Source organism: Candidatus Liberibacter solanacearum CLso-ZC1, from assembly GCF_000183665.1.
In the GTDB taxonomy this organism is placed as follows: Bacteria; Pseudomonadota; Alphaproteobacteria; order Rhizobiales; family Rhizobiaceae; genus Liberibacter; species Liberibacter solanacearum.
Genome location: NC_014774.1, coordinates 1168626 through 1195597, shown reverse-complemented (window position 1 = coordinate 1195597; position 26972 = coordinate 1168626). Strand labels below are relative to the sequence as shown.

Here is a 26972-nt window from a genome sequence, read left to right as displayed (position 1 = left end):
ATCAGAGGAGTAGTTTATATCTTAATTATGGCTATAGTATTGACGTTTCCAGGACAAGGAAGCCAGATAGTAGGAATGGGGCGTGATCTTTGTGAATCTTTCCCCGAAGCGCGTCTTGTATTTGAAGAGGTTGATCATACTTTAAATCAACATCTCTCAGATTTGATGTGGAATGGCCCGCAAGAAGAATTAACCGTCACTTATAATGCTCAACCAGCTTTGACCGCTGTATCCATGGCGTTTATTCGTGTTATGGAAAAAAATGGCTTGTGTTTTGAGAGAGACATCAGTTACGTTGCAGGGCATTCTTTGGGGGAATACACAGCTCTTTGTGCGGCAAAAGCGTTTTCTTTGTCTGATACTATTAGATTGGTGCGTGCTCGTGGAAAATCAATGCAGGAAGCTGTGCCACCAGGGTTGGGAGGAATGGCCGCTATCATCGGGCTTGATGATCGTGCAGTTGAATTTGCATGTGAGCAAGCCTCTAAAATTGGAATATGCCAAATTGCTAACGATAATGGTGGGGGTCAAATAGTTATTTCTGGCATGCAAGATGCTGTTAAATGCGCGGTTGACTCTTGCTTGGAAAAAGGTGCAAGACGTGCTGTATTTTTGCCTGTTTCGGCTCCTTTCCACTCGTCGTTGATGGCTCCTGTTTCTAAAGTCATGCAGAATATGTTAGGTGACATACAAAAACAAGATCCAGTAGTGCCCGTGTTACCTAATGTTTGTGCAAGTCCGGTTTCTGATATTGATGAAATTTCTAAATTATTAGTGGAGCAAGTAACAGCTCGAGTACGTTGGAGAGAGACCATACAATGGTTTGCGAATCATGGTATGACGCATATTTATGAGATTGGCTCTGGAAAAGTATTAACAGGCCTTGCTAAACGCATTGATAAGTCTATCTCTGCTATTTCTGTTGATAAGATTGAGAATATAGATTTAGCGTTAGAAACTATAATTGGTTAGGATTTTTGTAAATGTTTGATTTGAATGGGAAAAAAGCGTTAGTTACAGGTGCAAGTGGGAGTATTGGTCTTGCAATTGCCAAGATCTTATATAAGCAGGGAGCTTTCGTTGGGTTGCACGGCACCTCGCAAGAAAAGTTAGAGAGAGTTGCGTGTCAGTTTGACGATAGTAGTCGTTTCCAGCTTTTCAAAGGTAATTTTTCTGATCATTCGTCCATTGAAGAATTTTCTAAAAGGGTTGGCACGGAAATGGGAACGGTTGATATCCTTGTGAATAATGCGGGTATTGTTAGAGATTCCCTCTTTATGCGCGCGCAGTATAAGGATTGGAGTGATGTTCTTTGTGTCAACTTAACATCAGCATTTATTTTAACACGTCAATTAATTCCCGCAATGATTAAAAATCGTTTTGGTCGTATTATTAATATAACATCTGTTGTGGGATTTACAGGTAATGTTGGACAAGTTAATTACTGCTCGACAAAATCTGGATTAACAGGTTTTACTAAGGCTCTTGCACAGGAAACTGGTAGGCGCAATATAACAGTAAATTGTGTTGCTCCTGGTTTTATAGAAAGTGATATGACAGCTAGTTTGAATGAAGCTCAACAGGAAAAGATTGTTTCTTCTGTTCCCATGAAGCGTATGGGAACTGTTGATGATGTGGCTTCTGCTGTTCTTTATTTATCTTCTTTAGAAGCGTCATATATAACAGGTCAGACTATTCATGTTAATGGTGGTATGGCAATGATTTGAATCATTAAGGGTTTTGATTGTATTTAAAAAATCATTCTTTGATTATATAAGAATTGTATGATGTAGAATTGATAGGAGATGTTTATCTCGTTCATATGCAAATAAGCTTTATCTTGGATGAAAGCATCGTTTTAGTTGACATTAGGATGAGGTATTGAGATATAAAGAGAGTAGTATAGTTGCCTGAAGAGTTTTTCTGTCAATTGAATTCAACAAATCAAGAAAGAGGGAATTGTTAGTAATGGCCAATGATAACGAAGATGTTTTTACAAGTATAAAGGCGATAGTTATAGATCACCTTGGGGTTAAGGAAGAACAAGTGGTGGAGAGTGCTCGTTTTATCGAAGATTTAGGGGCAGATTCTTTGGATACTGTTGAACTTGTTATGACTTTTGAAGAGAAATTCAAACTTGAAATTCCAGAAGAGGTTGCTAATACTATTTTTACTGTTGGTGATGCTGTTAAATTTATCAACAGTGCTAAAAATAAAAAATAATGTTGTGCTTTTTAATTGATTGCATTCACTTGGGTTGGGATCTAGATGTCGCCGTTTAGTTGGGATTGTTTTTTCTTTTTTATTTTTCTGATTATGAGCATAGTGTTCTTAAGTGGAAGATACAAGCATGAGGCGCGTAGTTGTAACGGGGCTGGGGATGATTACTCCACTTGGATGTGGAGTTGATATTAGTTGGTCTCGCCTTATCGCAGGTGAAGTAGGAATTCGGCGTCTAGATAAAAAATTCAGCTTGGAGGGTTTGCCTTCTAAAATAGCGGGCACTATACCAATTGGTGATGGCTCTGATGGTACGTTTAATTATGAAGATTGGATTTCTCCGCAAGAACTTCGGAGAATTGATCAGTTTATTTTGTATGGTATGGTAGCTTCAGATATGGCTCTTGCTGATTCTGGTTGGTGTCCAAAAACTGAGAAAGAGCGTGATTTTGCCGGAGTGATATTTGGATCAGGTATGGGGGGGCTTAATAGAATAGTGGAAAGTAGCGATGTTCTTCGTGACGATGGTCCTCGAAGGATTTCTCCTTTTACTGTTCCGGGAAGTATTATTAGTCTTTTATCTGGCAATATTTCTATCCGTCATAAGTTAAAAGGTCCAAATCATGCTGTAACCACAGCTTGTTCTAGTGGGGCTCATGCGATTGGAGATGCATCCCGTCTTATTGCTTTTGGTGATGCAGATATTATGGTTGCAGGTGGAGCAGAAGCGTCGATCTGTCGTTTGGGTCTTGCGGGTTTTGCTGCATGTCGGTCTTTATCGACTCGGTTCAATAATGATCCTATGAGAGCCTCTAGACCCTTTGATCGAGATAGAGATGGTTTTGTCATGGGTGAGGGAGCCGGTGCATTAGTTTTAGAAGATCTTGAGCATGCAAAGGCTCGTGGCGCTAGAATTTATTCTGAACTAATTGGATATGGTCTTTCGGGTGATGCCTACCATATTACTATGCCACCTCAAGATGGAGATGGGGCATATCGTTGTATGACTTCTGCAATTTCTCGTGCCAATTTACTGTCTAGTGAAGTGGATTACATAAATGCTCATGGCACATCTACTGTGGCGGATGGCATAGAACTTAGAGCTGTAGAAAAATTGATGGGTGATAGTTGTCATAATGTTTCTATGTCTTCAACTAAATCTTCCATGGGGCATTTGCTTGGGGCAGCAGGAGCGGTTGAGGCGGCTATTTGCAATCTTGCAATTCGTGATAGTATTGTTCCTGCAACTCTTAATCTAGACAATCCAGAAAGAGAGACTTTTATAGATCTGGTTCCGCATAAACCGCGCAAAAAGAATATTGATGTTGCTATGTCTAATTCTTTTGGTTTTGGAGGGACTAATGCTTCTTTAATATTTCGGAAGTTTCCAGATTGATAGTGTTTTAATAATTTTTTTTAATAGTAGTATAAAAAATGACTGCTTCAGTTTTTTGATGTTTTTTAGATGGATTGACATTGGGAAGATTCCTTTTTTTGAAATTTATTCGATGTAAGCTAACATTTTTTTTAAAGGTTGTGCTTGCCTTCCTAATCGTCTTGATATTTGGGATTGGTATTTATTTTTATGTAAGTAGGATCTATCATGCAAAAGGTCCTCTTCAGAATAATGTTATTTTTTTGATACGAAATGGTATGTCATTAAAAGAGACTTCAAAAAAATTATTTAATAGTAGAATAATATCGAATCCTTATATCTTTCGCTATTTGACTCAAATGCGCTTTGGGTCTCAAAGTGTTAAGGCAGGAGAATATGAGGTAGAAATCGGTTCTTCTATGTTGCAAGTTGCTGAAAAGATAATTTATGGAAAGTATTTTATGTATTCAATTTCTTTTCCTGAAGGATTTACGGTAAAACAGATTTTCAAAAGATTAAAAGAGAATCCTTTTCTGATAGGTGAATTGCCAGCAGAGTTGCCTCGTGAGGGTACTTTATATCCAAGTACTTATAAGTTTTCTTTAGGGACTCATCGTTCAGAAATTATAGAAAAGGCTATATTAGAGCAAAAAAAAATCGTTGATGATGTTTGGGAGATTCGTGATGTCAATAATTTTATAAAGAGCAAAGAGGATTTGGTTATTCTTGCTTCTATCGTTGAAAAAGAGACATCTCGTTCGGATGAGCGTCCTCATGTCGCATCTGTATTTATAAATCGTCTTTCAAACTCTATTAGGCTTCAGGCTGATTCAACAGTCATTTACGGTGCATTTGAGGGGGATTATGAGTTGGCAGAGAGACAATTAAAGCGTTCTGATTTTTATAAAAAAACACCTTATAATAGTTATCTTGTCAATGGATTACCTCCAACTGCTATTTCTAATCCGAGTCGCTTATCTTTAGAAGCCGTTGCAAAGCCGTTGCAAACTGACGATTTATATTTTGTGAGTGATGGTCGAGGAGGGCATTTTTTTTCTAAAAATTTTAAAGATCATGGCGTGAATGTGCAGAAATGGCGTAAAATATCTTCAAAATCAAAACCTTAATTTTTTTTGGAAAATGTTTATTCCTTGAGAATATGAAGGATACGGTATCATTGCAATGAAACGAAACGGATCTTAGATATTTTCTGAACAAGAAATCATTGAAGGTTTTATCAGGGAAATATTTCAATTTTTTAATATTTTGCTCTCTACGATTAATCATTGTCATATTTATGTAGTACTTCGTTGGTTAAACAACAGAAAATATCAATAACATAAAAATTATATTGATATTTTCTTATGCCTGAAGATTATCTCTATTAGGACTTCTGTTTTAAGTATTTATAGCATCTTATAATCATAAAAAATTGCATTTAAAGTCTTGCTCTTGAATGAAAAACCAGTTATTAAAATGAACTACTGGGTTTTATATTTGAGATGGTGAAATTGTTCTTGGGCCCGTAGCTCAAGGGTTAGAGCCAACGGCTCATAACCGTTTGGTTGGGGGTTCGAATCCCTCCGGGCCCACCACTTTTATTTTTTTATATTTTTGTAGTAAAAAATTAAGAGCAGTGTTCTAAGTATTAAAATTATAGCATGGTTTTTTGTATAATCATTGTAGTGCATTCACTTTTAAATACAGTAAAATATTCAGAATGTTAGTTTTTGAACAATGAGGAGGTCTCAAAAGCGATTTGAATGAATATCTCTACTCATAGTTTTAGAAAGGTAAATTTTTTATCGTGAAAAAGAAAAGGTTAAGGATAATCCTAAGTACCGTATAACGAATAAAATATTTTAGCCACGTTTTGGAGTTTTTAAGTTGTGTTAAAAGAAATCAATGTTATTCCAAGAGTGATGAGCAATATTCCTATTCCAGTTGTCCAATAAAATGGTTTGTCCCAAATAAGAGACGAAATACAGGTGACGATTATTATAATTGAAGAAGTAACAAGGGTTTGTGCTACCTGTAGAGAGAATTGTGATACAACAATAATATAGAAAAAGAAGCTAGCTGCGTAGAAGAAAAATCCAAGCCAAAAAAATTTATCATTTGAAAGGCGCATGGGATCGGTTAATGCAGTGTTCTCTCCTTGAGAAGTGGTTGATATTTTGATAAAAACACAAGATAATATGCTAAATATAATGTTCGCGAGTAAAACAATCCATTTCATTGTCTATCCTTTAATAGTTTAAAAAATTAAAGAGCATTGCCAATTCTTAAAATATTTTTTTCAACTATAGTAGCTAAAGAATTTGCTTTGTTAATTATAGATCTATAACTTTCAGATATACCGTAAAAAAGAGGGGGAATATCTTTGAATACAAAGTGCGATATCATATGATATAAAAAGCACTACGTATACTATGCTCAAGAAATAACGCCACCATTTATTAAAATGGGGGAATGAATATAAAATTTCATACTGCTAGGAAAGCATTTTTTTTATAAATTGTCAATAAATATGTATTTTATGTTAAAGTGCAACTTAAGAAGATATGGAAATTCTTATTCGTTTGTTGACTTTCTTTATTTTTTTATGCTTAAGGAAAATCAATTGGTTCTTGTCGATTTATTTAAAAATACCTTTGCTTATTTTTCCGTTCTTGCTTATGCTATTAGTAGGATTTTCGGTTATTATGAAGCCATGTTGTTAAAATCTTAATTTAAAATCTATTCCTTTTTATATAGACACATTGAAGGAAGTGATTAGATATCTTAGTGATTCTGCTTTAGAATATGCGAAGGGAAAGATTGACTAAAGATGTTCTATCTCATAGGTATATAAGTAGAGTAGGGCTGAAAAAATCTATGAAAAAAAAATCTCTTATCTTTTTCCCGGATCCTGTTTTACGAAGAGTATCTCGTTCAGTAGAGACGATAGATTCTGATATTATACACTTAATAGAGGATATGTTCGAAGTGATGTATTCTTCTGATGGTATTGGATTAGCTGCTGTTCAGATTGGAATTTTATATAGGGTGGTTGTCATTGATTTGAATACAAAGAGCCCTTTAGTATTCATTAATCCGACGATAGTATCCTCTTCAAACGATTGTTCCGTTCGTGCAGAGGGTTGTTTATCTATTCCCAATCATAGGGCTGATGTAAAGCGTGCCTCTTTTGTGACTGTAAAGTATTTAGACAGTAATGCACAACCTCAGATTATTTACGCCGATGGATTGTTAGCAACTTGTTTGCAACATGAAATTGATCATTTAAATGGAATATTATTTATAGATCACATATCACGTTTGAAGCGTGATATGATAATCAATAAGATTTTAAAATTAATAAGGAATGCGTGATTATCTTTTTATTGATAATGTTATGAAAGGGTATTGTTGAAGTTGCGGATTATTTTTATGGGTACATCAGAGTTCGCTGTCGCTACTTTGCGGGCTCTTTCTTCTTCTCATAATATATTAGCTGTTTATACGCAACCACCGCGTCCAGCTGGAAGGCGGGGTTTAAAGACTGTACCTTCTGCCGTATATCAAACGGCAAATGAATTAAATATTCAGACGCTTATTCCAGAAAAACTTAGACAAGCAGAATATGAGCAATTTCTAAATTTTAATGCTGATGTAGCGGTAGTTGTTTCATATGGATTAATTATTCCTAAACGTATTTTAGATGCGACAAAATTAGGATTTTACAATGGGCATGCATCCTTATTGCCTCGTTGGCGTGGAGCAGCTCCAATACAGCGTGCTATCATGGCTGGTGATAGTGAGACTGGAATAGCAGTTATGAAAATGGATGAGCATTTAGATACAGGTCCGATTGTGCTTGTTAAAAGGATTCCGATACCTTGTAATATGAGTGCAGGAGTGCTTCATGATGCGTTAAGTATTATGTGTGCGAGTACAATAGTGGAAGTTATGGATAGGCTTGAGAATAATAATATTTCTTTTTCCCCTCAGGTAGAAAATGGTATTACCTATGCTCAAAAGATTTTAAAAAGTGAGACTCACATTGATTTTTCTCAATCTTCAGAGGATGTACATAATCATATTAGAGCGCTATCTCCTTTGCCAGGAGCATGGTTAAACATGATGATTAGAAATAGATTGGAGCGCATTAAACTACTAGAATCTCAGTTGGTAGAAGGTAATGGACATCCTGGTGAGATAATTAACTCAAATTTTACAATAGCATGTAGTCAAGGTGCGATTCGTATCATGCGTTTGCAACGAGCAGGTGGACATGCTTTGGATATTAAAGATTTTCTTTTAGGATATCCGGCAATAGTGGGCTGTATAGTGGGTTGATGATACGTTATTGTTTGATAATTGAATATGATGGAAGTGGCTATGTTGGTTGGCAAAGACAGAAAAATGGGGTTTCTATTCAAGGTGAAATAGAAAAAGCTATTTTTTTGGTGACAGGTGAAAGTATGACGGTATATGGTGCAGGTCGTACCGATTCTGGTGTTCATGCTCTTAGGCAAGTTGCTCATTTTGATTTAGTGCGAGAATGGGTTCCGGAAAAATTATGTAAAGCGTTAAATGCGCATTTAAATATCTCTAATGATATTTCTATACTTGAATTGTGTGTGGTAGACGAAAAATTCCATGCTCGTTTTTCGGCTATTCGTCGGAGTTATCTTTATCGTATTATTACGAGACAGGCACCTCTAGCTCTTGAAAAAGGGCGTGCATGGTGGTTTCCAAAAGATTTAGATTGTGAAATGATGAGAGTGGCAGCGCAACATTTGATTGGTAAACATGATTTTACTACTTTTCGATCGGTTCAGTGTCAAGCATTATCGCCTATACGTACAATTGATCGTCTTGATATCAATCGATTGGGAGATATGATTGAGATTCGAGTCGTTGCACGGAGTTTTTTACATACCCAAATACGTTCTTTTGTTGGAAGTTTGAAATTAGTAGGTGATCGAAAATGGACATCAGACGACTTACAAAAAGCGTTAAAAGCTCAAGATCGTAAGGCATGTGGTCCTTTATCTCCCTCTGAGGGGCTTTATTTTGATTCCGTAGAATATTCTTAATGCAATTATCAGTATTTTTATGCATTTTTTAGAGAGAAGAAAGAAGTAAGTCCATATTTTGAATTGCTGCTCCTGAGGCTCCTTTCCCCAAGTTGTCAAGAACTGCTATGATATTAATATATGGTAATTGAGATGATCCGAAAAAGAAAAGTTTCATTCTGTCATTTCCCACCATCATTTCACAATCTATAGTTTCAATTTTGCTGCTTTCTTCCAGTGAAATAACGGAGATAGTATTTTCTCCAGCATAATATTCGTGAAAAATATTATGTATTTCTTTGAGGTTTGTCTTCCGAGCTAGCTGTTCTGTATCAAATGGAATTTGGACGACTATTCCCTGAGGAAAACGACCCACCGATGGTAAAAAAATAGGGTTTTGTTTTATAAGGCTGTATTTGGTGATTTCTGGCAAGTGTTTATGTAGAAGATCTAGGCTGTAAAAAAAATGATTGCTACTAATTGAATCTACCATATTTTTTTGTTCCATACGGGATATTAATTTTTTTCCTCCTCCTGTATATCCAGAAACAGCGTTTATAGTAATAGGATATTTTTCAGGTATAATTTTTGCTTTGCGTAATGGGCGTAAAATTGCGATTGCGCCTGTAGCATAACATCCAGGATTAGATATATAGTGTGCTGATCGTATTTTTTCTTTTTGGGAAGGCTCCATTTCAGGGAAACCATACATCCAACCCTGCGCAACTCGATGCGCAGTCGAAGTGTCAATAATACGGTTATTGATACCATTTTTTTTGATCAATTGTATTGTTTCTAATGATGCGGAATCCGGCAAACAAAGAATCGCAATATCTGCTGTATTTAATAGATCTTCTCGATAGTGAATATTGTGTCTTTCTCTAGATGGAAGAGATAATAATTGCAAATCTTTGCGTTGCAATAAGCGCTCGCGAATTTTTAGTCCTGTTGTACCATGCTCTCCATCTATAAAGATCTTATACATGGGATTTCCAAAAAAACAAAAGAATGCACATTATTCTAATAAAAATTCCTGGAATTTAGCATAAAATAATCCTTAATTTTGTAATTTTTTTCTACAAGATTAATTTTAGTGCAAGCTTGTTACTATATTTCTTCAGAAGATCATAATCATTGAAAATGATAATCCAGTGATATTAACGTTTAGAAAATTGGAAACTACGACGCGCTTTTGCTTTACCATATTTTTTGCGTTCAACGATACGACTATCTCGAGTTAGAAAACCACCTTTTTTAAGTTGCGGTCTCAAATCTGGTTGAAAGTATGTTAAAGCTTTTGAAATCCCATGACATATAGCGCTAGCTTGTCCAGAAAATCCTCCTCCAGATACAGTAGCGAAAACATCATACATATCATCTTGAGATACTTCTTTGATAGGTCTCTTTACATTTAATATTGGCAAGCTTTGTTTGAAATATTTTGATATATCCATACGATTGATAGTAAATTTTCCACTACCACTCTTAATCCATACGCGGGCAATAGAGGTCTTCCTCTTTCCAGTAGCGTAAGAACGTTGCCATTGATCAACTTTGCGAGAATATGTAAGAGAAGAAGAGATAGCCTTGTCTTCTGATTCTTCTGTTGCTATTTTTGCAACTGTAATCCCTTCTTTTTTTTCAATGATATCTTTGAGATTTGTGATATCTTCCTTCATTAGTTTCTCCTAGAATTTTTTATATTCATCTTTGCTACATCTATGAGCATTGGTTTTTGAGCTTCATGGGGATGATTTTCCTCAGCATAGATATGTAAATTTTTTAGTTGCTTTCTCGCAAGAGGTCCTTTCGGAAGCATTCGTTCAATTGCTTTTTTAAGAACATTAATTGGAGAAGATCCTTCAATTATTTCTCTTGCAGTAGCTTTTTTTATGCCTCCTGGATAACCGGTATGATGATAATAAACTTTTTTATCATATTTATTCCCTGAAAACACAACCTTTGCTGCATTGATAATCACCACATAGCTTCCATCATCGACACTTGGTGTATAGGTAGGCTTGTCTTTTCCACGCAAGCGTAGGGCTATTTGAGCGGCAAGTCTTCCAACAATTAATCCTTTTGCGTCAATTAATATCCACTTTTTTTCCACTTCGCTCGATTTTTGAAAGAAGCTGGGCATCACACTGATTTTCCTTATTTTATAACCTATTTCAATACTGGATATTATCACTTTGCTCTATATCAATATCCTTCTAGATAAGAGAGAGCATTATCTAGACAAACAATTATTATTGATATCGGATACTTATGCATCAGTCAATAACGTGTCATACTTCACGATTATAAAAATGACTATATTTTGACGTAAGGCGATTAATTTTATTGTTCACGTATCTTTCAATGTATTTAAAATTTACAGGGATTTCTTGCTAGAAGAGTAACTAATTAAGCATAATCTTTTTAGATGCCGAAAGTTATTGCGTCATAAATGGTCAAATTTTTTTTATACAATGTCGTTTTCGATTATTATTGGCATCATAATATTTTATCCTTAGTGAGGCAATGTAATCGAAGACATTTTTTTGGCAAGAGTAGCTATCCTATTGCTAGTATTGTAGATCAATACGTCAAGGGAATGACCTCTATTTTCCAAAAGCATAAAATGTCCGTAACGAGGAATAGCAACTCCTGTATTATAAAATTTTGTAACATGATTGTTATTATCATAGACAAACTCTTCCTCTTTACCTGGTTCTAGTCCGCTAAAAACAGCCGCTATCTTATGTCTGATTAGTAAGTCTTTAAATGCCTGTAGTTGTGAGGAACTATAAAAGTCATGCAGCTGATCGACGAAAAGAATGATAGTTTTATTCTCTTTTCGTGCTTTTCGTAAATCTTGTTCCAACCACGAAGCCGTTAACTCTCCTGGATGCATTGTTGGCTCAATTTCACAATCAAACTCGTGTGTTATTGGATAAAAATGAGAGCTATAGAACAAGCTGTTATTCAGTTGGACGAAGTGAATATTTTTATCATTCCATGTATAAGCCAGAGATCCCCGAATGTGATGGATTGTTTGAAAAAAACAATAATCTATCCATCTCTTTACATCATAATTTATTTCGGGAAGTTTGTACTTATATTCATTTATTATTCGCCAAGACAGGTCATTTAGAGCGGCAAAAGCACAGCTATAGGTGCTGAAGTTCGTTAGAACATCTCCATCTCTGCATATACCGTTATTATCCACGTAATCTCTAGTACCTATACTCCTAAATATTGGGACGTTTAAATGTCTATACACATTGTTGAACTGCTTAACCTCAGCAGTATAATAATGAGAAGGGTCGAAATTTGTCATACTCCCATTGATGATCATATACTTAATATTTTTATCCGTAATAATCGAATTTATAGCATTAACTGTTCTTCTATGTATCAAATCCCAATCTGAGTTAAACTGTCTTGCTCGGGGATTAGATAGCATAACATATGATGTGTAAGGGCAAGGTACTATTTTATTGACATTGGTTACTATTGTCAGATCTTTAGGGTAAAAAATCTTTGTAATCTTATTTAAAGGCATTTTATAAACGGATTTAATATAAAAGTGATATGATTTTACATTCGTGGAATCGTTTATCAGGGTAGTTATATCAATTTTAGAATTTTTTGCGACCAAATCTGCTTCTTGTTTGGTAAAATTATTTTTTTTAAGGCTCACAATAAGATCGTTTAATATGATTTTTGCTAAGTTATCTCTTTCAATATCATTCTGATAGCATATTAAGGACATTCCATGACTCAAAGCTTCTTCAGAAGCTGATTCTACGCTATATTTATGTAATAAGTAATTTGATGTAACCAATACAATACCCAATAAAAGCGCCAATGATGGGATCATTATTGCGCTTATCATTGCAAAGTTACCTTTTTTTGAAAAAAAAAGTAATTTATTAAAAAAATGAATTTTCAATTTATTTTTAAATATTTTCATTTTAGCACATAACTTTATTCCAACTATGTTCCTCTTCAAGTATGTTATTACTATCCTATAGAGGTTAATTTTAGTAGTATAGGAGTATGAGTTTTTATTAATATAGATAATCTTTAATGAATTTTATCTGCAATTATTATTTTTGACATTTCCACCTCCATTAACTAAGGTACATACTTCATCTCCAATATTCCAATTAACGGTATTTTCTCCGAGATTTATGATTGTCCCAGCCACTTCTAGCCCCAGTATAGGGCTAGCATTTTGGGGGAGGATATAATCCTTTTCTTTGCATAATATCTGGTCTGTTAACGCCAATGGCATTAACTTTAATGAGAATTTATTCTTTTTGAGGGATTGGAATTGGTGATTCAGTGATAGACATAACGTCTGGATTCCCATATCCAGACATTGCAATATGACGCATTTTTTTTGAATGGACATATATTGACCTTGGTTTTAATGAATTATTTTCAAACGATATTTTACAGTTAATAATATTATTATGAATAATGTTTTGCGCAAATGATAGATAGGATAATGTCAGGGTATTTAATTGGGAATCTAGATTCTTTAGTTTGTTTATGCAAAAGGGGTGGTTTCAATTCAACGTTATATCATCGGCAAAGATGTAAAATATTGATAGTAGGTTCTTTAAAATCATTTTGGTATATGTGATTTTTTTTAGTGTAATGGTAGCAAATTCCTTAGGATGGAGTATAAATTTTTTATTTTTTCAAATTATATAGGAAAAAGACTTGTTATTTTGAAAATCTATCATAGATGTCGTTCATAGCATGGATTTTAAGATGTGGTATTGGCAAGGGTATTCTTTTATTCGATGATCAAGAATTTTTGGTTAAGATCAAGGGCGATAACGATATGGGCAGTGATCTAGTTGGTAGAATGATGTAGGGCTGTGTTTTAAATCTTATTGCGTTGGTCAGGATAAGTTTCAATGGGGAATGGAGGAGTAAGGTAAAATTATGATAAAAGGTAGAAAGAAAAACAGAGATTCTGATAGTGAACATGAGAATTCTGAGGATACTTTAGTTTTTGATTTTTCAGATGATTCTTGGAAAAAAATGCTCAAAGCCGCTAAACAACGCGGCTATGTGACTGTGGAAGAATTAAACACTGTTTTCCCCTCTGAAGAGGCTAGTGTTGAGCAAATTGAAGAGACAATGGCCATGTTGTCTAACATGGGGATTAATGTTGTTGACAGTGATGATTTAGAAGATTTGGAAGAAGGATCCGAAGATTCTCTAGATCTAACGCATAGTAATGGTAATACGGCTGTATTGTCTCAAAAACGCAAAGATTTAGCTGATCGCAGTACCGATGATCCTGTTCGTATGTACTTGCGTGAGATGGGATCTATAGAGTTACTATCGCGTGAGGGTGAAATTGCCATAGCCAAAAGGATTGAAGCTGGTCGGGCTATGATGATGGCCAGTCTATGTGAAAGTCCTCTTACTTTCCAAGCACTGATCATTTGGCGTGATGAGTTAAATGATGGAACTACACTCTTGCGTGAGATTATAGATTTAGAGGCATGTATCGGGCCAGGATCAAAGGCAACTTTTTTCCAAGGATCGGAAGCAGATTCCTGTGTGAATCAAGAGGAAGGTGCTCCTCAAGAAAAAGCAGATGGTGAAGATGGTATTAAGAGCGTCTCGAAGAATAGTAAAGTTGAAAGTGATCATGTCAGTTCTTTATCAGATAATAGTGCAGCGGAGAATGGTGATGGTGAAGAAAACGGATTAGATGAAGATGAGGATGATTCTAGGCATACTCTTTCTGCTATGGAAGATCAATTGCGACCACAAGTGATGAGTGCGCTTAATGAAATTGCTGAATCTTATCAGAAATTGCGTTTGCTTCAAGAGAGTACGAGAAGACAAAATGATGAGAAATACCTTGTAAAATATAGAGAATTAAAAGGGAGATTGGTTGAATTAGTGGGATCCCTTTCACTTAATCAAAGTCGCATTGATTTGTTGGTTGAACAGCTCTATGACATTTCAAAGCGTATTATGAAAAATGAGGGTGAATTATTACGGTTGGCTCAATCCTATGGAATTAAACGAGATGTTTTCTTAGATCGATATCAAGGGCATGAATTAGATCCAGAGTGGACGAGTTCTGCAAAAGGATTTTCTGAAAAAAAATGGAAGAACTTTGTAGATTGTGAAATGGATTCTATCCTCAGAATCAGGGATGATATTAAAGGAATTGCATCTGAAACTGGGATATCAATTTCTGAATTCCGACATATTGTTTCGATGGTTCGTAAAGGTGAGTGTGAAGCAAGTATTGCTAAAAAGGAAATGGTAGAGGCTAATTTGCGTCTTGTTATTTCTGTCGCTAAAAAATATACAAATCGTGGATTACAATTTTTAGATCTGATTCAAGAGGGTAATATTGGCTTGATGAAAGCTGTCGAAAAATTTGATTGGTGTTTAGGTTATAAATTTTCGACATATGGAATGTGGTGGGTTAAACAAGCGGTTACGCGTTCTATTGCAGATCAGTCACGTACGATCAGAATTCCTGTTCATATGATTGAGACAATTAATAAAGTTGTTCGAACAGCGCGGAGGATGTCGAATACGATTAAACGTGAACCCACTCCTGATGAAATAGCTAAAAAACTCGCAATGCCTCTGGAAAGAGTACAAAAAGTTTTAAAAATAACCAAAGAACCTATTTCTTTAGAAACGCCTATAGGTGACGAGGATACTTCACATCTTGGAGATTTTATAGAGGATAAGAATGCAGTATCTCCTGTGGATTCTGCTATTCAAGCGAACTTGCGTGAAAATACTACTCGTGTTCTTGCCTCTTTGACTCCGCGAGAAGAGAGGGTATTGCGGATGCGTTTCGGTATAGGAATGAATACAGATCATACCCTTGAAGAAGTGGGCAAACAGTTTTGTGTTACGCGTGAGCGTATTCGTCAGATTGAAGCGAAGGCAATTCGTAAATTAAAACATCCTAGCCGTTCAAAGAAATTAAGAAGTTTTCTGGATAGTTGATTGCATTGATAGGGGAATTATCTAAGGATATTTTTGATTTTTAGGTTGGTGTGTAGGGGGCTGAATGTCCAAGCAATAGGACAAAGGGCATTTCTCGCTTTTTTTATTATAAATGCGATGATTTTATAATCAAATATTTTTGAGGTTTAATAATAAGGGTGGTACGTTGAGGTTTTTATTCAGGGATATCTAATGCTACTATGACGGGGGTATGGTCTGATGGTTTTACGCATCCTCGCGGTTTTTTATCTATGTAAGCTGAATGGAGAAAAGTCGTTGCTTCTGGAGATAGCATGACGTGATCAATACGCATTCCCTTATTTTTTCGCCAAGAATCTGAGAAATAATCCCAAAAAGAATAAATGTGATGTGCATCATTTGTAGCACGTATTGCATCTGTAAAACCCATGTTTTGTAATTTTTGAAAAGCTTGTCGCACTTCTAAAGTAAAACATGCATCGTTTTGCAACATTATTGAATCATGACAATCACGAGGTTGGGGAACAATATTGTAATCTCCTGCAAAGATAAGAGCCTCTTCTAATTCAAGGCGTTGGGATGCAAATTGTAAAAAGCGCTTGATCCATGAAATTTTATAATCATATTTAGTAGATGCAATAGGATTTCCATTGGGAAGATAAATATTGCCTATGCGCAGTATTTGAGAGTTAATAGTGAAGGTTGCTTCGATAAATCGGGCTTGTTCATCCAGATCATCTCCAGGAAGTTTTTTGATCATTTCGATAGGTTGGTATTTTGATAAAATAGCCACACCATTATAAGATTTTTGTCCACAAGTTTCAATATGGTAATTCAGAGATTGAATGGCTTCAAAGGGAAAGGTTTTGTCTTCGGTTTTAGTCTCTTGAAGGCAAACAATATCAGGATTATTTTCTTGTATCCATGTAATGACATTTTTTATGCGCACTCGGATGCTATTTACGTTCCAAGTAGCTATCGTTACTAAGCTCATTATTTTTTCCTTTTTTACATAGAAAAACTTGTTCCACAGCCACAACTGCTTATGGCATTGGGATTACGTATTTGAAAGGATTTGCTGAGCAGAGTATCTACAAAATCGATTTCTGAATTTGCAATATATGAAAGTGAGATTTTATCTATAAAGACTTGAGAGCCATTTTTCTCAAAAACGACATCGTCTTCACATTTTTTCGATTCTAGCTCAAATTTATAGGAAAATCCAGAACATCCGCCTCCTTCTATGGAAATACGAAGAGCTTTTTTGTCATGTTCAGACTCTAAAATGGTTTTAATTTGTTTGGCAGCTGCGTCAGTAATATTGATAATAGATGCCATTTATTCCTCCATAGAGATACTATTTTCTATGATAGTATGTCTTGTGTTACTATCAAATAATGATTCTATAATATTGGGAGAAAAGCAAGGAAATTAAAGTGATAGCAAGACGTAAATTGGGATTTGGTTATCAAAAAAAAGCTGTTTATGCTGCGAACCCTGCGCAGAGTTTGGGAAGAATTCATGAAGAAAAAAAAAGTCTGACGCGTTCTGAATTTCAACGTGATCGTGATCGAATTATTCATACAACAGCATTCCGGCGATTAAAAGATAAAACACAGGTATTTTTTGGTCGACATAGGGATCATTACCGTACTCGTTTGTTGCACACAATTGAAGTGTCACAAATAGCGAGGTCTTTAGCGCGTGCACTCAGGCTTGATGAGGATTTGGCCGAAGGAATAGCATTGGCACATGATTTTGGTCATCCGCCTTTTGGTCATACTGGGGAAAATATTTTACAGGAAGTTCTCGCTTTTTGTGGTGGATTTGATCATAATATCCAGTCTTTTCGTATCGTCACCGAATTAGAAAAAAGCTATGCAGATTTTGATGGAATCAATCTCACATGGGAAGTTCTAGAGGGGTTGCTTGGGCATAATGGGCCATTTTTACCACAAGATTCAAAGGCGTCAAAGAGTATTCCAAAGATCTTTTTTGATTATCAGCATAAGCATGGATTAACTCTTTCTAGTTTTGCAAATCTTGAAGCACAAGTAGCGGCTATTGCAGATGATATCGCATATAATGCACACGATATTGATGATAGTGTGCGTGCAGGGTTTTTGACTTTTGACATGTTAGAAGAAATATCCTTTTTGAAAAAACAAATTATAGAGGTAAAGGATCTCTATCATAATTTAGATGATAAACGTCTAGCGCATGAGCTTGTAAGGCGACAGATAACTGCGATGGTTGAAGATGTGATAACGGTATCGCAAAATAGAATAGCTCAATTAAAGCCTCGTTCAATTCATGATATTCGTTCTGCTAGTTATAGAATTGTAGATTTTTCTGATGATATGGCTATAGTAGATAAAGAAATTAAGTCTATGCTTTTCAAATACGTATATCAGCATCCTAGAATTATGATTTGTCGTGATCAGATTACAGGTATTATTCGCAATCTTTTTTCTGCGTATATGTCAGATTCACGAAAAATGCGGGGTTATGATCATTTGGAATGTGAGAAAGATATAACTGATGCAGTTAAAGGACGGAAAATTGGAGACTATCTTGCAGGGATGACAGATAGTTATGCGATTCGTGAACATAATATCCTATTTGGCTATATTCCCGATTTTGCCTTAGATAAATTCTAATTTTTATTGGAAGTGGTGGTGTGATGAATATTTTTCTATCAAGTTGTGGAGCATGGTGATGCATCTCTTTACAGACTTTAGTTCTCGTATGATAAATTATATCAAAGATATTGATTTTGAAAAAAACATAGAAAAAAAATATTTAGATTGTATTGTCGTCGAGCGTCCGCGCAATATTATGCATGGGCATTTATCAACTAATGCCGCTATGATTTTAAGTCGACCTCTTAGTCTTGATCCTATTACTATAGCAGAACTGATTATTGCACGTATAAAGATGGATCCTGATGTTGATTTTGTATCTATTGGGGGAAAAGGATTTATCAATTTATACCTATCCCCTTCCTATTTAAGTAAAATTCTGTCTTTTATTGTTGTCAGTGGAATAGAATATGGTCGCAGTTTAATTGGTAAGGGAAGGAAAGTTAATGTTGAGTATGTTTCTGCCAATCCAACGGGACCGATGCATGTAGGGCATTGTCGTTGCGCCGTTGTAGGGGATGTGCTTGCTAATCTTATGGAATTTTCTGGTTATGAAGTAACAAGGGAATATTATATTAATGATGCTGGCGCTCAGATTGATACGTTAGCTCATTCTGTTTTTTTGCGTTACCAGCAAGTACTTGATAATAATGATTTTGATCTTCCGGAAGGATTTTATCCTGGCGCTTATCTGAAAGCTATAGGAAAAGAATTGGTAGATAAATACGGCTCAGAACTTTTGAATTTTTATGAGGAAAAATGGTTGCCAATCGTCAGGGATTATGCTGTTAAGGCGATGATGGAGATCATTAAAGATGATTTAAAAGCTCTGAATATCAGGCATGATGTCTTTGTTTCAGAGAAGAATTTTCATCGAGGTGATCACTCTCCTATACGAGATATCATTGGTGATATGGGGCGTAAAGGATACATATATGAGGGCGTCCTCCCTGCTCCAAAGGCTAAAAAAAATAAAACATTTGACATCAATTGCGAACAAATATTATTTCGTTCAACAATGGTGGGAGATGATATTGATCGTCCCTTATTTAAATCAGATGGTTCATATACTTATTTTGCCGCTGATCTTGCGTATTTCAAATACAAATATGAACGTGGTTTTGATCAAATGGTATATGTTATGGGGTCTGATCATAGTGGTTATGTTAAGCGTCTTGAAGCAGTAGCTTCTGCCGTTGCAGGGGAAAAATCAAAGGTTAATGTTCTATTATGTGAATTAGTTCGATTATATAGGGATGGTATGCCTATTAAAATGTCAAAACGTGCAGGAGATTTTATAACTTTGCGGTACGTTGTTGATGAAGTTGGTTGTGATCCCGTGCGCTTTATGATGTTGTGGAGGAAAAATTCAGAGTTATTGGATTTCGATTTTTGTAAAGTCAAGGAACAATCAAAAGAAAATCCTGTGTTTTATGTACAATATGCTTATGCGCGATGTAGATCTATTTTTAGGCAGGCAAAAGATTTTTTCCCAGACATTGATTTTGATTTATTTCCTCAAAAAGCATTGTCGCAAGACTTTGCATGGGATATAGCTGAACTACAATTAGTTATGCATCTTTTAGAATATCCACGTATCGTTGAAAATGCTACTATTTTTCAAGAGCCATATAGACTTGCATTTTATTTGCATGATCTGGCTAGTGTTTTTCATAGTCATTGGAGTCATGGAAGAGAGAATCCAAGATTAAAGTTTATACAAGAAGATAATAGAGAGTTAACTATAATGAGATTGCAATTGGTATATGCTGTTGCTTCCGTTATTAATTCTGGTCTTAATATTATAGGGGTTGAATCTCCCCATGAAATGAGTTGAATATTAAGGACGATTCGTAATTGCGGAATAGATATAATAATGAAATGGTATAAATTATGAAAAAAAAGAAAGAGTGTCTTGACAAAAGAAACGATTCTTTTAAGCAGGGACAGCTTCATTCTTCAGTTTCCTCTTTGGAACCTTCCATTAAGGAGTATTCGAAACAATTAACAGATAGTTTTTTAAAGGATACACTTTTTTTTGATGGATTAGAGCGTGAATTGATTTCTTCTCTTGGTGACATTGGGAAGAGAAAAACTGTTTATTATGGCAGAAAAATTCAAAATCAGCCTTCTACTGTGGATCAATCGTTATTAAATTTACGGCATTCGAAAAATGTTTGTTCTGGATTTGGTAGCGTAGATCGTCCTTTGGGAACTCCTGATTTTTCTGCGCTTGCTAATTCAAATGAGAAGTTATCAGGCAAGGATGTCAAAAATCAATCTTGTTCTACTACAATATTAGATACTTTTGAAACCTTAGAAACAGCATCTGATATAGATTTACGCTTGCATTCAGGATCTTCTCAAAAGACATCAGAGACGAGATTTGTAGAGTATGATTCAAAGATTACGCATGATTTAAACGATAAGTTAGATGATTATTTGGATAAATCGCATCAAATAAATTCTTTTCAGTCTATTAGAGAAGAAAAACAAGATCTTATTTTGAAGAGTAAACTATCAAATAAGAAGGATAGTAGCGCTCTTCCGCTCGATTATTTGGGAAAGTTGGAAAATGATGAGACAGTTGCCTCTTTTTCGGATAAACAAAGAGGGAGAGATGTTTTTTTAGATAATTCGCAGAATATTTCTGTAAAATCAAAGAAGATTCCAAGTGTAAACATTGAATCTGTAGGAAAGTTGGAAGCAGACGATTGCTATTTGTTTCAAAAGAATTCTCATCAAAGGCGGAAAATAGAATCTGATTGTACAGTTGATGATGATCTTACATTAGATCTTGTGGGCATTGAAAAAGAACTTTTATTGATTAGTAATTCTGACAAAGTATCGAATGCTAGTATGTCTTTTGATGAGCCAGTCGATCAGCAGAAAGTTTCTTTTGATGCACAAAAAACCAAAGAAGAACATTTGTTTTTTGATCTCAAAAAGATTGTTGACATTGAGGAATATCCAAAGGAATTAGAGGATTTTCCAGTATCATCTCTTTCGTTAGTTGACGAAGAAACAACGTCTGTTGAAAATACGAATCTTTCTCTTGAAAAAGAGATGTCCGCGTTTTCTTTTGAAGAAGATAGCAAAAAATCCTTTCCACACAATAATTTTGAGGGCATAGAACAGGGATTATCTCTTAATGAAGATTATGTTTTAGGGGAAGAGACAAACGATAGGAATTTATTTTCTTCTCAAGAATCTGCTATTGATATTGATGCAGATCATCATGATCCTCTACTGACGTCATCAACTGTAGATAATCATCTTACAAAAGATCCGGATCCTCTATTGAGGTCATCAACTGTAGAGAATCATCTTAAAAAAGATCCGGTAAACAGTAGAAAATTATTGTTGATAGGATACATCGTCCTTGTAATAGGATGTGGTGCTTATTGGTTTTTTCAATTGCATCGAGAAATAGATTATGCTGGTAGAGATCCACGTATCATTAATGCAACTAAGGATCCTGTGAAGGTTCTTCCTGATTCATCAGTAGACGAAAATGATGCTTCTTTTAATAAGGGTAATGAAGTTTATGATCGGTTCTCAGGTAAAAAACCATCGTCTCCTAAACAAAAGAAGCTGCTAGATTTGCAAGAAGAGCCAATGAATATTCCGGTAGCAAACAAAGAAGATCATAGTGAGTAATCCTGGAAAGGATATGAAGAAAATAAAAACTATGAAAATTAAGGGAAACGAGGATTGATAGGGGGTAATAATCTATTGCTATCAAAGGAGAATCTCACAAATTCTTTTCTAGGATCCATGCTTTTTAAGAATAATGAGGAAGCCTATCAAGAGAAAATTTTCTCATAATAGATTTGGAAAAATTAAAATCTACTACTCCTCTGCTGCATTCTATATTATAGTAGAGTAAAAATATATTATTGATTATTGGTGATTTTTTTAGTATAAAAATGTGAATGAGGATAGCTCGTTCAGTCGAAAATAATTGTCATAATCGTATTTAAATGAGCATGAATTCGTAGTGTATTATTATAATTTTAATTATTAGGGCAGATATACAGCCTATTGTTATTTGGGTTAAGTGTGTAATTACAGTGTAGTCATTTTATTCTAAAATTAAATTATTTTTTAAAGGAAATAATTCTGGATATAAATTTGGCAGATTACTAGTTATCTTGATAGTTTTTTATAATACAAGGATTTTTATTTCATGGCTTTTCATGATTCTAAAATATTAATTATTGGTTCGGGTCCAGCTGGATATACTGCATCTATATATGCTGCACGTGCTATGCTTGAGCCAGTGATTATATCTGGATCAGAAGTAGGAGGTCAACTTTTAATCACCGAAAGTATAGAAAACTACCCAGGATTTGCATCTCCCATCCGAGGAGATTGGTTGATGGAGCAAATGCGCCTTCAAGCAGAGAGTTTTGGCGTGAAGATTATAAACGACTTGGTTGTATCAGTTAATCTAGATCAGCGTCCGTTTACGATTGAGACCGAATTAGGTGATGTTTGGCGTTCTGAAGCTGTGATTATCGCAACAGGCTCTAAAGTTAAATGGCTTGGATTAGAAAGTGAACAAACCTTTCAAGGTTTTGGTGTGTCTGCATGTGCTACTTGTGATGGTTTTTTCTATAAGGACAAAGAGGTTATCGTTGTAGGAGGGGGGAATACAGCGGCTGAAGAAGCTCTTCACCTTTCTAAAATTGCTCGCAAGGTGACATTGGTACACCGTAGTTTATCATTGCGATCAGAAAAAATTATCCAAGAAAAATTATTTGCACAGTCGAATATTGATTTTTTGTTCAATACGGAGGTTGTTGACATTATAGGTTCAATCCCAACTCCTCCCCTTTTCCCATCTGTTTCCGGAGTGCGTTTGCATAGTAAGAAGGATAAAACAGTTTTTGAAATTCCTGCTGATGGGATTTTTATTGCTATTGGTTATAAGCCCAATACAGATATTTTTCGTCATAAATTAAAGATGACTGATACAGATTATATATGGACTGCCCCAAATTCTACTGCTACTAGCGTCCCTGGAGTTTTTGCGTCTGGTGACGTTACAGATGATCATTATCGACAAGCAATTACTGCCGCTTCTATGGGATGTATGGCTGCATTAGAAGCAGAGAATTACCTTTCTATTCATCAAGGTTCTGTCTCTTAAATTTACTATACAATGTATTATAGTTCAAAAAAGGATATATCATGTCTTTTGATTGGGACAAATTGCGGGTTTTTTATGTAGTCGCTAAATTTGGTTCATTTACCAGCGCTGCAGAGCAACTCAATCTTTCTCAATCGGCTATTAGTAGACAGATCAGTGGTCTTGAAGCAGAGATAGGTAGTAAACTTTTTTATCGTCATGCGCGTGGTCTTATATTAACGGAACAAGGCAGTAAACTTCATAATGTTGCCAGTGATGTTTGTCAAAAATTAGAAAGTATTCAAATTGAATTACAGGAATCATCAGAAAAACCATCTGGAAAACTACGAATTGCGACAACAATAGATTTAGGACAAAATCTATTACAAGATAGTTTTAAAGAGTTTTTATTATTATATCCTGATATTAAAATACAATTTATTCTTGATAATAAAGATATAGATATTAGTATGTGCTATGCTGATTGTGCTATTCGCCTTCGAAAACCAAGTCAGTCTTCTTTAATACAGCGTAAATTAGTTACAATCAATATGCATGTATATGCTGCTCCTCATTATCTCAAACGTCGTGGAGAACCATTATCTATACAAGACCTAGATAATCATGATTTGCTTACTTTTGGAGATTTGATTCCAAAGTGTATGGAGGATTTTAATTGGTTGGCAACTGTCGGGCGTGCTCCTCATGAGCCACGGATTTCTTCTCTACAGATCAATAGTTATCTTTCTATTATGCAATACTGTATCTTAGGATCTGGGATAGCTCTTTTGCCAGATTATATTGTCAAAGATAATTCAAATATTGTAAGAGTAATGGAAGATGTTAGTATGCCATCTTTCGAAGTTTATTTTTGTTATCCTGAGGCATTAAAAAATACAGGAAAATTAAAAGCTTTTAGGGATTTTATTGTCCTCAAAGCTCAAAATTGGAAATTTTAAAACAAAAATCATGATGCTTTGTTATGAATTAAGATGTTTAAATATAAACAATATTTTATAGAATTTCTATTCGAAAGAATCAAAAGAATGGCTCATCTAAATTTCGACATTAGCATAAACAATAGTAAATGTTAAAGTTTTTATCATCAATAGAACACTCTTTTTGCATTTTAAATGTATAAGTTGATTATTTTGATTGACAAGATGTTTTGATATCAATTTGATTTGTTGAGATCAGTAGGTAAAATCTTTATGGTTATTGTTATGTGATTTATATTTTCATTTTAGTGTATTAGATCGATAGAACGATATAAAGAAGGATGCATATGAAGGCGTTAGCAGTAATTTTAGGTACTATACTATTTGCAGTATTAGGGGGTGTTGCGTATATAGTATATGATTCAAAGATTGAAGGTACAAATCAACAATTGAGTAGTGATGTTCGTCTGGTTACGCAGGAAGGTGTAAATATTTCACTCAGTTCTTTATATACAAGACCCTCTATTGTTTTTTTTGGATTTACACATTGTTCCAAAGTTTGTCCTACAACATTATCTAAATTAGATGGTTGGTTGAAAAAAGTTGATCCAACTGGAAAGTTGTTGAATGCATACTTTATTACAGTTGATCCTAAAAGAGATACTCCTGAAGAAATGAATAAATTTGTCAAGAAATTTTCGGATCGTATTATAGGGATATCAGGAGATCCTACAAGTGTCATGAGTGTGGTCAAGAAGTTTCGTGTTTACGTCAACAATGTTTTAATAGACCAGTCAGATCCAGAAAAAAATATTTTGTTGATCATACAACGGCTCTCTTATTATTTAATACTTCTGGCAACATTGTAGGTATTATTCCTTATAAAGAAGATTCGCAATTTGCTATTGAAAAAATCAATCGACTAATGGAACAAGAAAAGTATTTAAAATAATATAACAGGAAGAAGTGACGTTGGTTTAGTATGCATAAATTGAGGTTTTTATTGCATTATTATCATGTCAATTGTATTCATAATTCTACTTTTTAATTAATTTGGATTCTCGATAATAGATGTTTTTTTTATTACGCATTTTGTTCATTTAGTATAGAGGTTCTGTATGTGTCTTTAAAAGTGAAGATATTCTATTTTTATGGATATCAGATGATTTGTAGTTTCCTCTATCATTCAAGAATAAAAAGTTTATGTTGATATCTTTTAAAAAATATCGCCACTGACAAATATTTTTTGAGAAATCAAAATGTTTTTTGTAAAATTTCTTTTATGTAAAATTTAATTGATGTATTGAAAAGAATATAAAATATTATTTTTATTCATACTAAATTTTTTTCGTATTAATTATAATTACATTATCTAGTAATAAATTATGTGTAATTAAGACGTGTGTTCGTTATATGGAGGCGGTAATGAATAAGAGTGGCATTTCCCACATATTTTTATTTAGGAGAGGATTAAAGTTTGAGGGGATATTTTTTATTCTCAACACAACATTTTTTCAGTGTGTTTTTTAATATGAATATGTCGAATAGAAATTTTCCTACTGCTTTTCCTGTTCTTCTAGCTGACATAGGAGGAACAAATGTTCGTTTTGCGATATTGCGAGATATGGAATCTGAGATTGAGTGTTGTGGGACAGTAAAAACTGCGGATTACGAGAGTTTAGAACATGCAATACAAGAGGTCATTCTTAGCAAGATTTCCATACGATTACGTTCTGCTTTTTTAGCTCTTGCTACGTCGATTGGTGATCAAAAAAAATTTATGCTTACTAATTATCAATGGATTATTGATCCAGAAGCATTGATTTCTCAAATGAATTTTGAAGATGTTTTGTTGATTAATGATTTCGAAGCGCAGGCATTGGCTGTTTGTTTTTTATCTGATTCTCATTATGTTTCTGTGGGTCCTGATATAAAAAGAAATAATTGTTCTTTTTCGTCACGAGTTATTGTTGGTCCTGGCACAGGATTGGGAGTTTCGGGTGTAATACGATTAAAAAATTCGTGGATTCCAATTTCTGGAGAAGGAGGACATATGAATATAGGTCCTAGTTCGAAACGTGATTTTGAGATTTTCCCTTATTTAATAGAGAATGAACGACTTTCTGCCGAAATGTTGCTTTCTGGTAGGGGGCTTGTTAATATTTATAAAGCGATTTGTAAGGCCGATGGTTTTGAAAATGAAACATCATTATCTGCACAAGATATTGTTTGCCAGGAAGCACACCCCATTGCGCTTGAAGCAATCAATCTTTTTTGTGATTATCTTGGGCGTATTGCAGGTGATCTTGCTTTGATTTTTATGTCGAGGGGCGGGGTGTATATTTCTGGAGGTATTCCGAATAAAATTATACATTTATTGCGTAATTCTAGTTTTCGGGCTTCTTTTGAAAATAAAGCGCCTCATAAAGAACTTATGCGTAAAATACCTACATACGTTATAACAAACCCTTATATTGCGATTTCAGGTATGCTTTCTTATATCAAAATGACAGATAACTTTAATCTTATCACCGATGAAGGCATAAGGAGTCGTTGGATAAAGCCTTAATGTATGCATACGTATGTCATTTTCTATTTTATATTGATTGAAAGAAGATGAGT

25 protein-coding genes and 1 tRNA gene are annotated in these 26972 nt (G+C 34.7%); 18 read left to right on the top strand and 8 right to left on the bottom strand.

Translation table 11 applies throughout. The features are described 5' to 3' along the window. The first annotated feature begins 27 nt into the window (after positions 1 to 27). The 6 genes from fabD to CKC_RS05395 all read left to right on the top strand — a co-directional run bounded on the left by fabD (position 28) and on the right by CKC_RS05395 (position 5190). Positions 28 to 972 (top strand): ACP S-malonyltransferase, encoded by a 945-nt coding sequence (gene fabD / locus CKC_RS05420; protein WP_013462520.1) that lies wholly within the window; start codon positions 28 to 30, stop codon positions 970 to 972. 11 nt (positions 973 to 983) lie between these two features. Next, positions 984 to 1727: a 3-oxoacyl-[acyl-carrier-protein] reductase gene (gene fabG, locus CKC_RS05415; protein ID WP_013462519.1), complete on the top strand. Its 744-nt coding sequence runs from the start codon at positions 984 to 986 to the stop codon at positions 1725 to 1727. A gap of 241 nt (positions 1728 to 1968) precedes the next feature. Next, complete coding sequence (locus CKC_RS05410; RefSeq protein ID WP_013462518.1) at positions 1969 to 2223, top strand: acyl carrier protein; 255 nt, start codon at positions 1969 to 1971, stop codon at positions 2221 to 2223. A 127-nt stretch (positions 2224 to 2350) separates the two neighbouring features. Continuing rightward, on the top strand, positions 2351 to 3616 hold the full coding sequence (gene fabF / locus CKC_RS05405) for a beta-ketoacyl-ACP synthase II (protein ID WP_013462517.1): 1266 nt from the start codon (positions 2351 to 2353) through the stop codon (positions 3614 to 3616). 257 nt (positions 3617 to 3873) lie between these two features. Next, the gene (mltG, locus tag CKC_RS05400) at positions 3874 to 4722 is read left to right on the top strand and encodes an endolytic transglycosylase MltG (protein WP_244391955.1); all 849 of its coding nucleotides are present in this window, start codon (positions 3874 to 3876) and stop codon (positions 4720 to 4722) included. 392 nt (positions 4723 to 5114) lie between these two features. Further along, positions 5115 to 5190 (top strand) — tRNA-Ile (locus CKC_RS05395). 287 nt (positions 5191 to 5477) lie between these two features. Here the strand turns inward: CKC_RS05395 and CKC_RS05390 are convergent. Beyond that, entirely contained in the window at positions 5478 to 5834 is a 357-nt protein-coding gene (locus tag CKC_RS05390) for a hypothetical protein (protein ID WP_013462515.1), read from the bottom strand. Positions 5835 to 6472: 638 nt separating this feature from the next. Between CKC_RS05390 and def the strand changes: the two genes are divergently transcribed. From def to truA, 3 genes are read left to right on the top strand one after another with little or no spacing between them, the layout of a single operon-like run. Continuing rightward, positions 6473 to 6970 carry a peptide deformylase gene (gene def / locus CKC_RS05380; RefSeq protein WP_013462513.1) on the top strand — a complete coding sequence of 166 codons (498 nt, stop codon included), beginning with the start codon at positions 6473 to 6475 and terminating at the stop codon, positions 6968 to 6970. Positions 6971 to 7006: 36 nt separating this feature from the next. Next, a complete protein-coding gene (fmt, locus tag CKC_RS05375) occupies positions 7007 to 7936 on the top strand; it encodes a methionyl-tRNA formyltransferase (RefSeq protein WP_044054154.1) in 930 nt (309 codons plus the stop codon). Beyond that, positions 7936 to 8679 (top strand): tRNA pseudouridine(38-40) synthase TruA, encoded by a 744-nt coding sequence (gene truA / locus CKC_RS05370; RefSeq protein ID WP_013462511.1) that lies wholly within the window; start codon positions 7936 to 7938, stop codon positions 8677 to 8679. Before fmt ends, truA begins: the two co-directional genes overlap by 1 nt. A 28-nt stretch (positions 8680 to 8707) precedes the next feature. Here truA and argC read toward each other — a convergent pair whose 3' ends face one another. The 5 genes from argC to CKC_RS05345 form a co-directional block, all read right to left on the bottom strand. Beyond that, positions 8708 to 9643, bottom strand: coding sequence for an N-acetyl-gamma-glutamyl-phosphate reductase (gene argC / locus CKC_RS05365; protein ID WP_013462510.1), 936 nt, complete (start codon positions 9641 to 9643; stop codon positions 8708 to 8710). 172 nt (positions 9644 to 9815) lie between these two features. Then, complete coding sequence (gene rpsI, locus CKC_RS05360; RefSeq protein ID WP_013462509.1) at positions 9816 to 10337, bottom strand: 30S ribosomal protein S9; 522 nt, start codon at positions 10335 to 10337, stop codon at positions 9816 to 9818. After that, positions 10337 to 10801, bottom strand: coding sequence for a 50S ribosomal protein L13 (rplM, locus tag CKC_RS05355; RefSeq protein ID WP_013462508.1), 465 nt, complete (start codon positions 10799 to 10801; stop codon positions 10337 to 10339). Before rplM ends, rpsI begins: the two co-directional genes overlap by 1 nt. Before the next feature lie 372 nt (positions 10802 to 11173). Beyond that, positions 11174 to 12619: a hypothetical protein gene (locus CKC_RS05350; protein ID WP_044054152.1), complete on the bottom strand. Its 1446-nt coding sequence runs from the start codon at positions 12617 to 12619 to the stop codon at positions 11174 to 11176. Between the two features lie 123 nt (positions 12620 to 12742). Further along, entirely contained in the window at positions 12743 to 12937 is a 195-nt protein-coding gene (locus CKC_RS05345; protein ID WP_407059600.1) for an alcohol dehydrogenase catalytic domain-containing protein, read from the bottom strand. Between the two features lie 465 nt (positions 12938 to 13402). On the opposite strand from CKC_RS05345, the gene CKC_RS06410 reads away from it, so the two are divergent. Beyond that, entirely contained in the window at positions 13403 to 13534 is a 132-nt protein-coding gene (locus tag CKC_RS06410; protein WP_013462505.1) for a hypothetical protein, read from the top strand. Between the two features lie 71 nt (positions 13535 to 13605). Continuing rightward, the gene (gene rpoD / locus CKC_RS05340) at positions 13606 to 15657 is read left to right on the top strand and encodes an RNA polymerase sigma factor RpoD (RefSeq protein ID WP_013462504.1); all 2052 of its coding nucleotides are present in this window, start codon (positions 13606 to 13608) and stop codon (positions 15655 to 15657) included. A gap of 175 nt (positions 15658 to 15832) precedes the next feature. Here rpoD and xth read toward each other — a convergent pair whose 3' ends face one another. Together xth and erpA are read right to left on the bottom strand one after the other, a co-directional pair. Further along, the gene (xth, locus tag CKC_RS05335) at positions 15833 to 16630 is read right to left on the bottom strand and encodes an exodeoxyribonuclease III (protein WP_013462503.1); all 798 of its coding nucleotides are present in this window, start codon (positions 16628 to 16630) and stop codon (positions 15833 to 15835) included. Between the two features lie 14 nt (positions 16631 to 16644). Then, on the bottom strand, positions 16645 to 16974 hold the full coding sequence (gene erpA / locus CKC_RS05330; protein WP_013462502.1) for an iron-sulfur cluster insertion protein ErpA: 330 nt from the start codon (positions 16972 to 16974) through the stop codon (positions 16645 to 16647). 98 nt (positions 16975 to 17072) lie between these two features. Between erpA and CKC_RS05325 the strand changes: the two genes are divergently transcribed. The 7 genes from CKC_RS05325 (at position 17073) to CKC_RS05295 (ending at position 26919) form a co-directional block, all read left to right on the top strand. After that, entirely contained in the window at positions 17073 to 18296 is a 1224-nt protein-coding gene (locus tag CKC_RS05325) for a deoxyguanosinetriphosphate triphosphohydrolase (RefSeq protein WP_013462501.1), read from the top strand. A gap of 58 nt (positions 18297 to 18354) precedes the next feature. Next, a complete protein-coding gene (gene argS, locus CKC_RS05320; RefSeq protein WP_013462500.1) occupies positions 18355 to 20115 on the top strand; it encodes an arginine--tRNA ligase in 1761 nt (586 codons plus the stop codon). Between the two features lie 56 nt (positions 20116 to 20171). Further along, the gene (locus tag CKC_RS05315) at positions 20172 to 21938 is read left to right on the top strand and encodes a hypothetical protein (RefSeq protein WP_013462499.1); all 1767 of its coding nucleotides are present in this window, start codon (positions 20172 to 20174) and stop codon (positions 21936 to 21938) included. 529 nt (positions 21939 to 22467) lie between these two features. Beyond that, positions 22468 to 23433, top strand: a complete 966-nt coding sequence (gene trxB / locus CKC_RS05310) for a thioredoxin-disulfide reductase (RefSeq protein ID WP_013462498.1) — start codon at positions 22468 to 22470, stop codon at positions 23431 to 23433. A 41-nt stretch (positions 23434 to 23474) separates the two neighbouring features. Next, positions 23475 to 24371 (top strand): LysR family transcriptional regulator, encoded by an 897-nt coding sequence (locus CKC_RS05305; protein ID WP_013462497.1) that lies wholly within the window; start codon positions 23475 to 23477, stop codon positions 24369 to 24371. Positions 24372 to 24697: 326 nt separating this feature from the next. Further along, the gene (locus tag CKC_RS05300; RefSeq protein ID WP_013462496.1) at positions 24698 to 25219 is read left to right on the top strand and encodes an SCO family protein; all 522 of its coding nucleotides are present in this window, start codon (positions 24698 to 24700) and stop codon (positions 25217 to 25219) included. A gap of 662 nt (positions 25220 to 25881) precedes the next feature. After that, on the top strand, positions 25882 to 26919 hold the full coding sequence (locus CKC_RS05295) for a glucokinase (protein ID WP_050780929.1): 1038 nt from the start codon (positions 25882 to 25884) through the stop codon (positions 26917 to 26919). Positions 26920 to 26972: the final 53 nt, after the last annotated feature.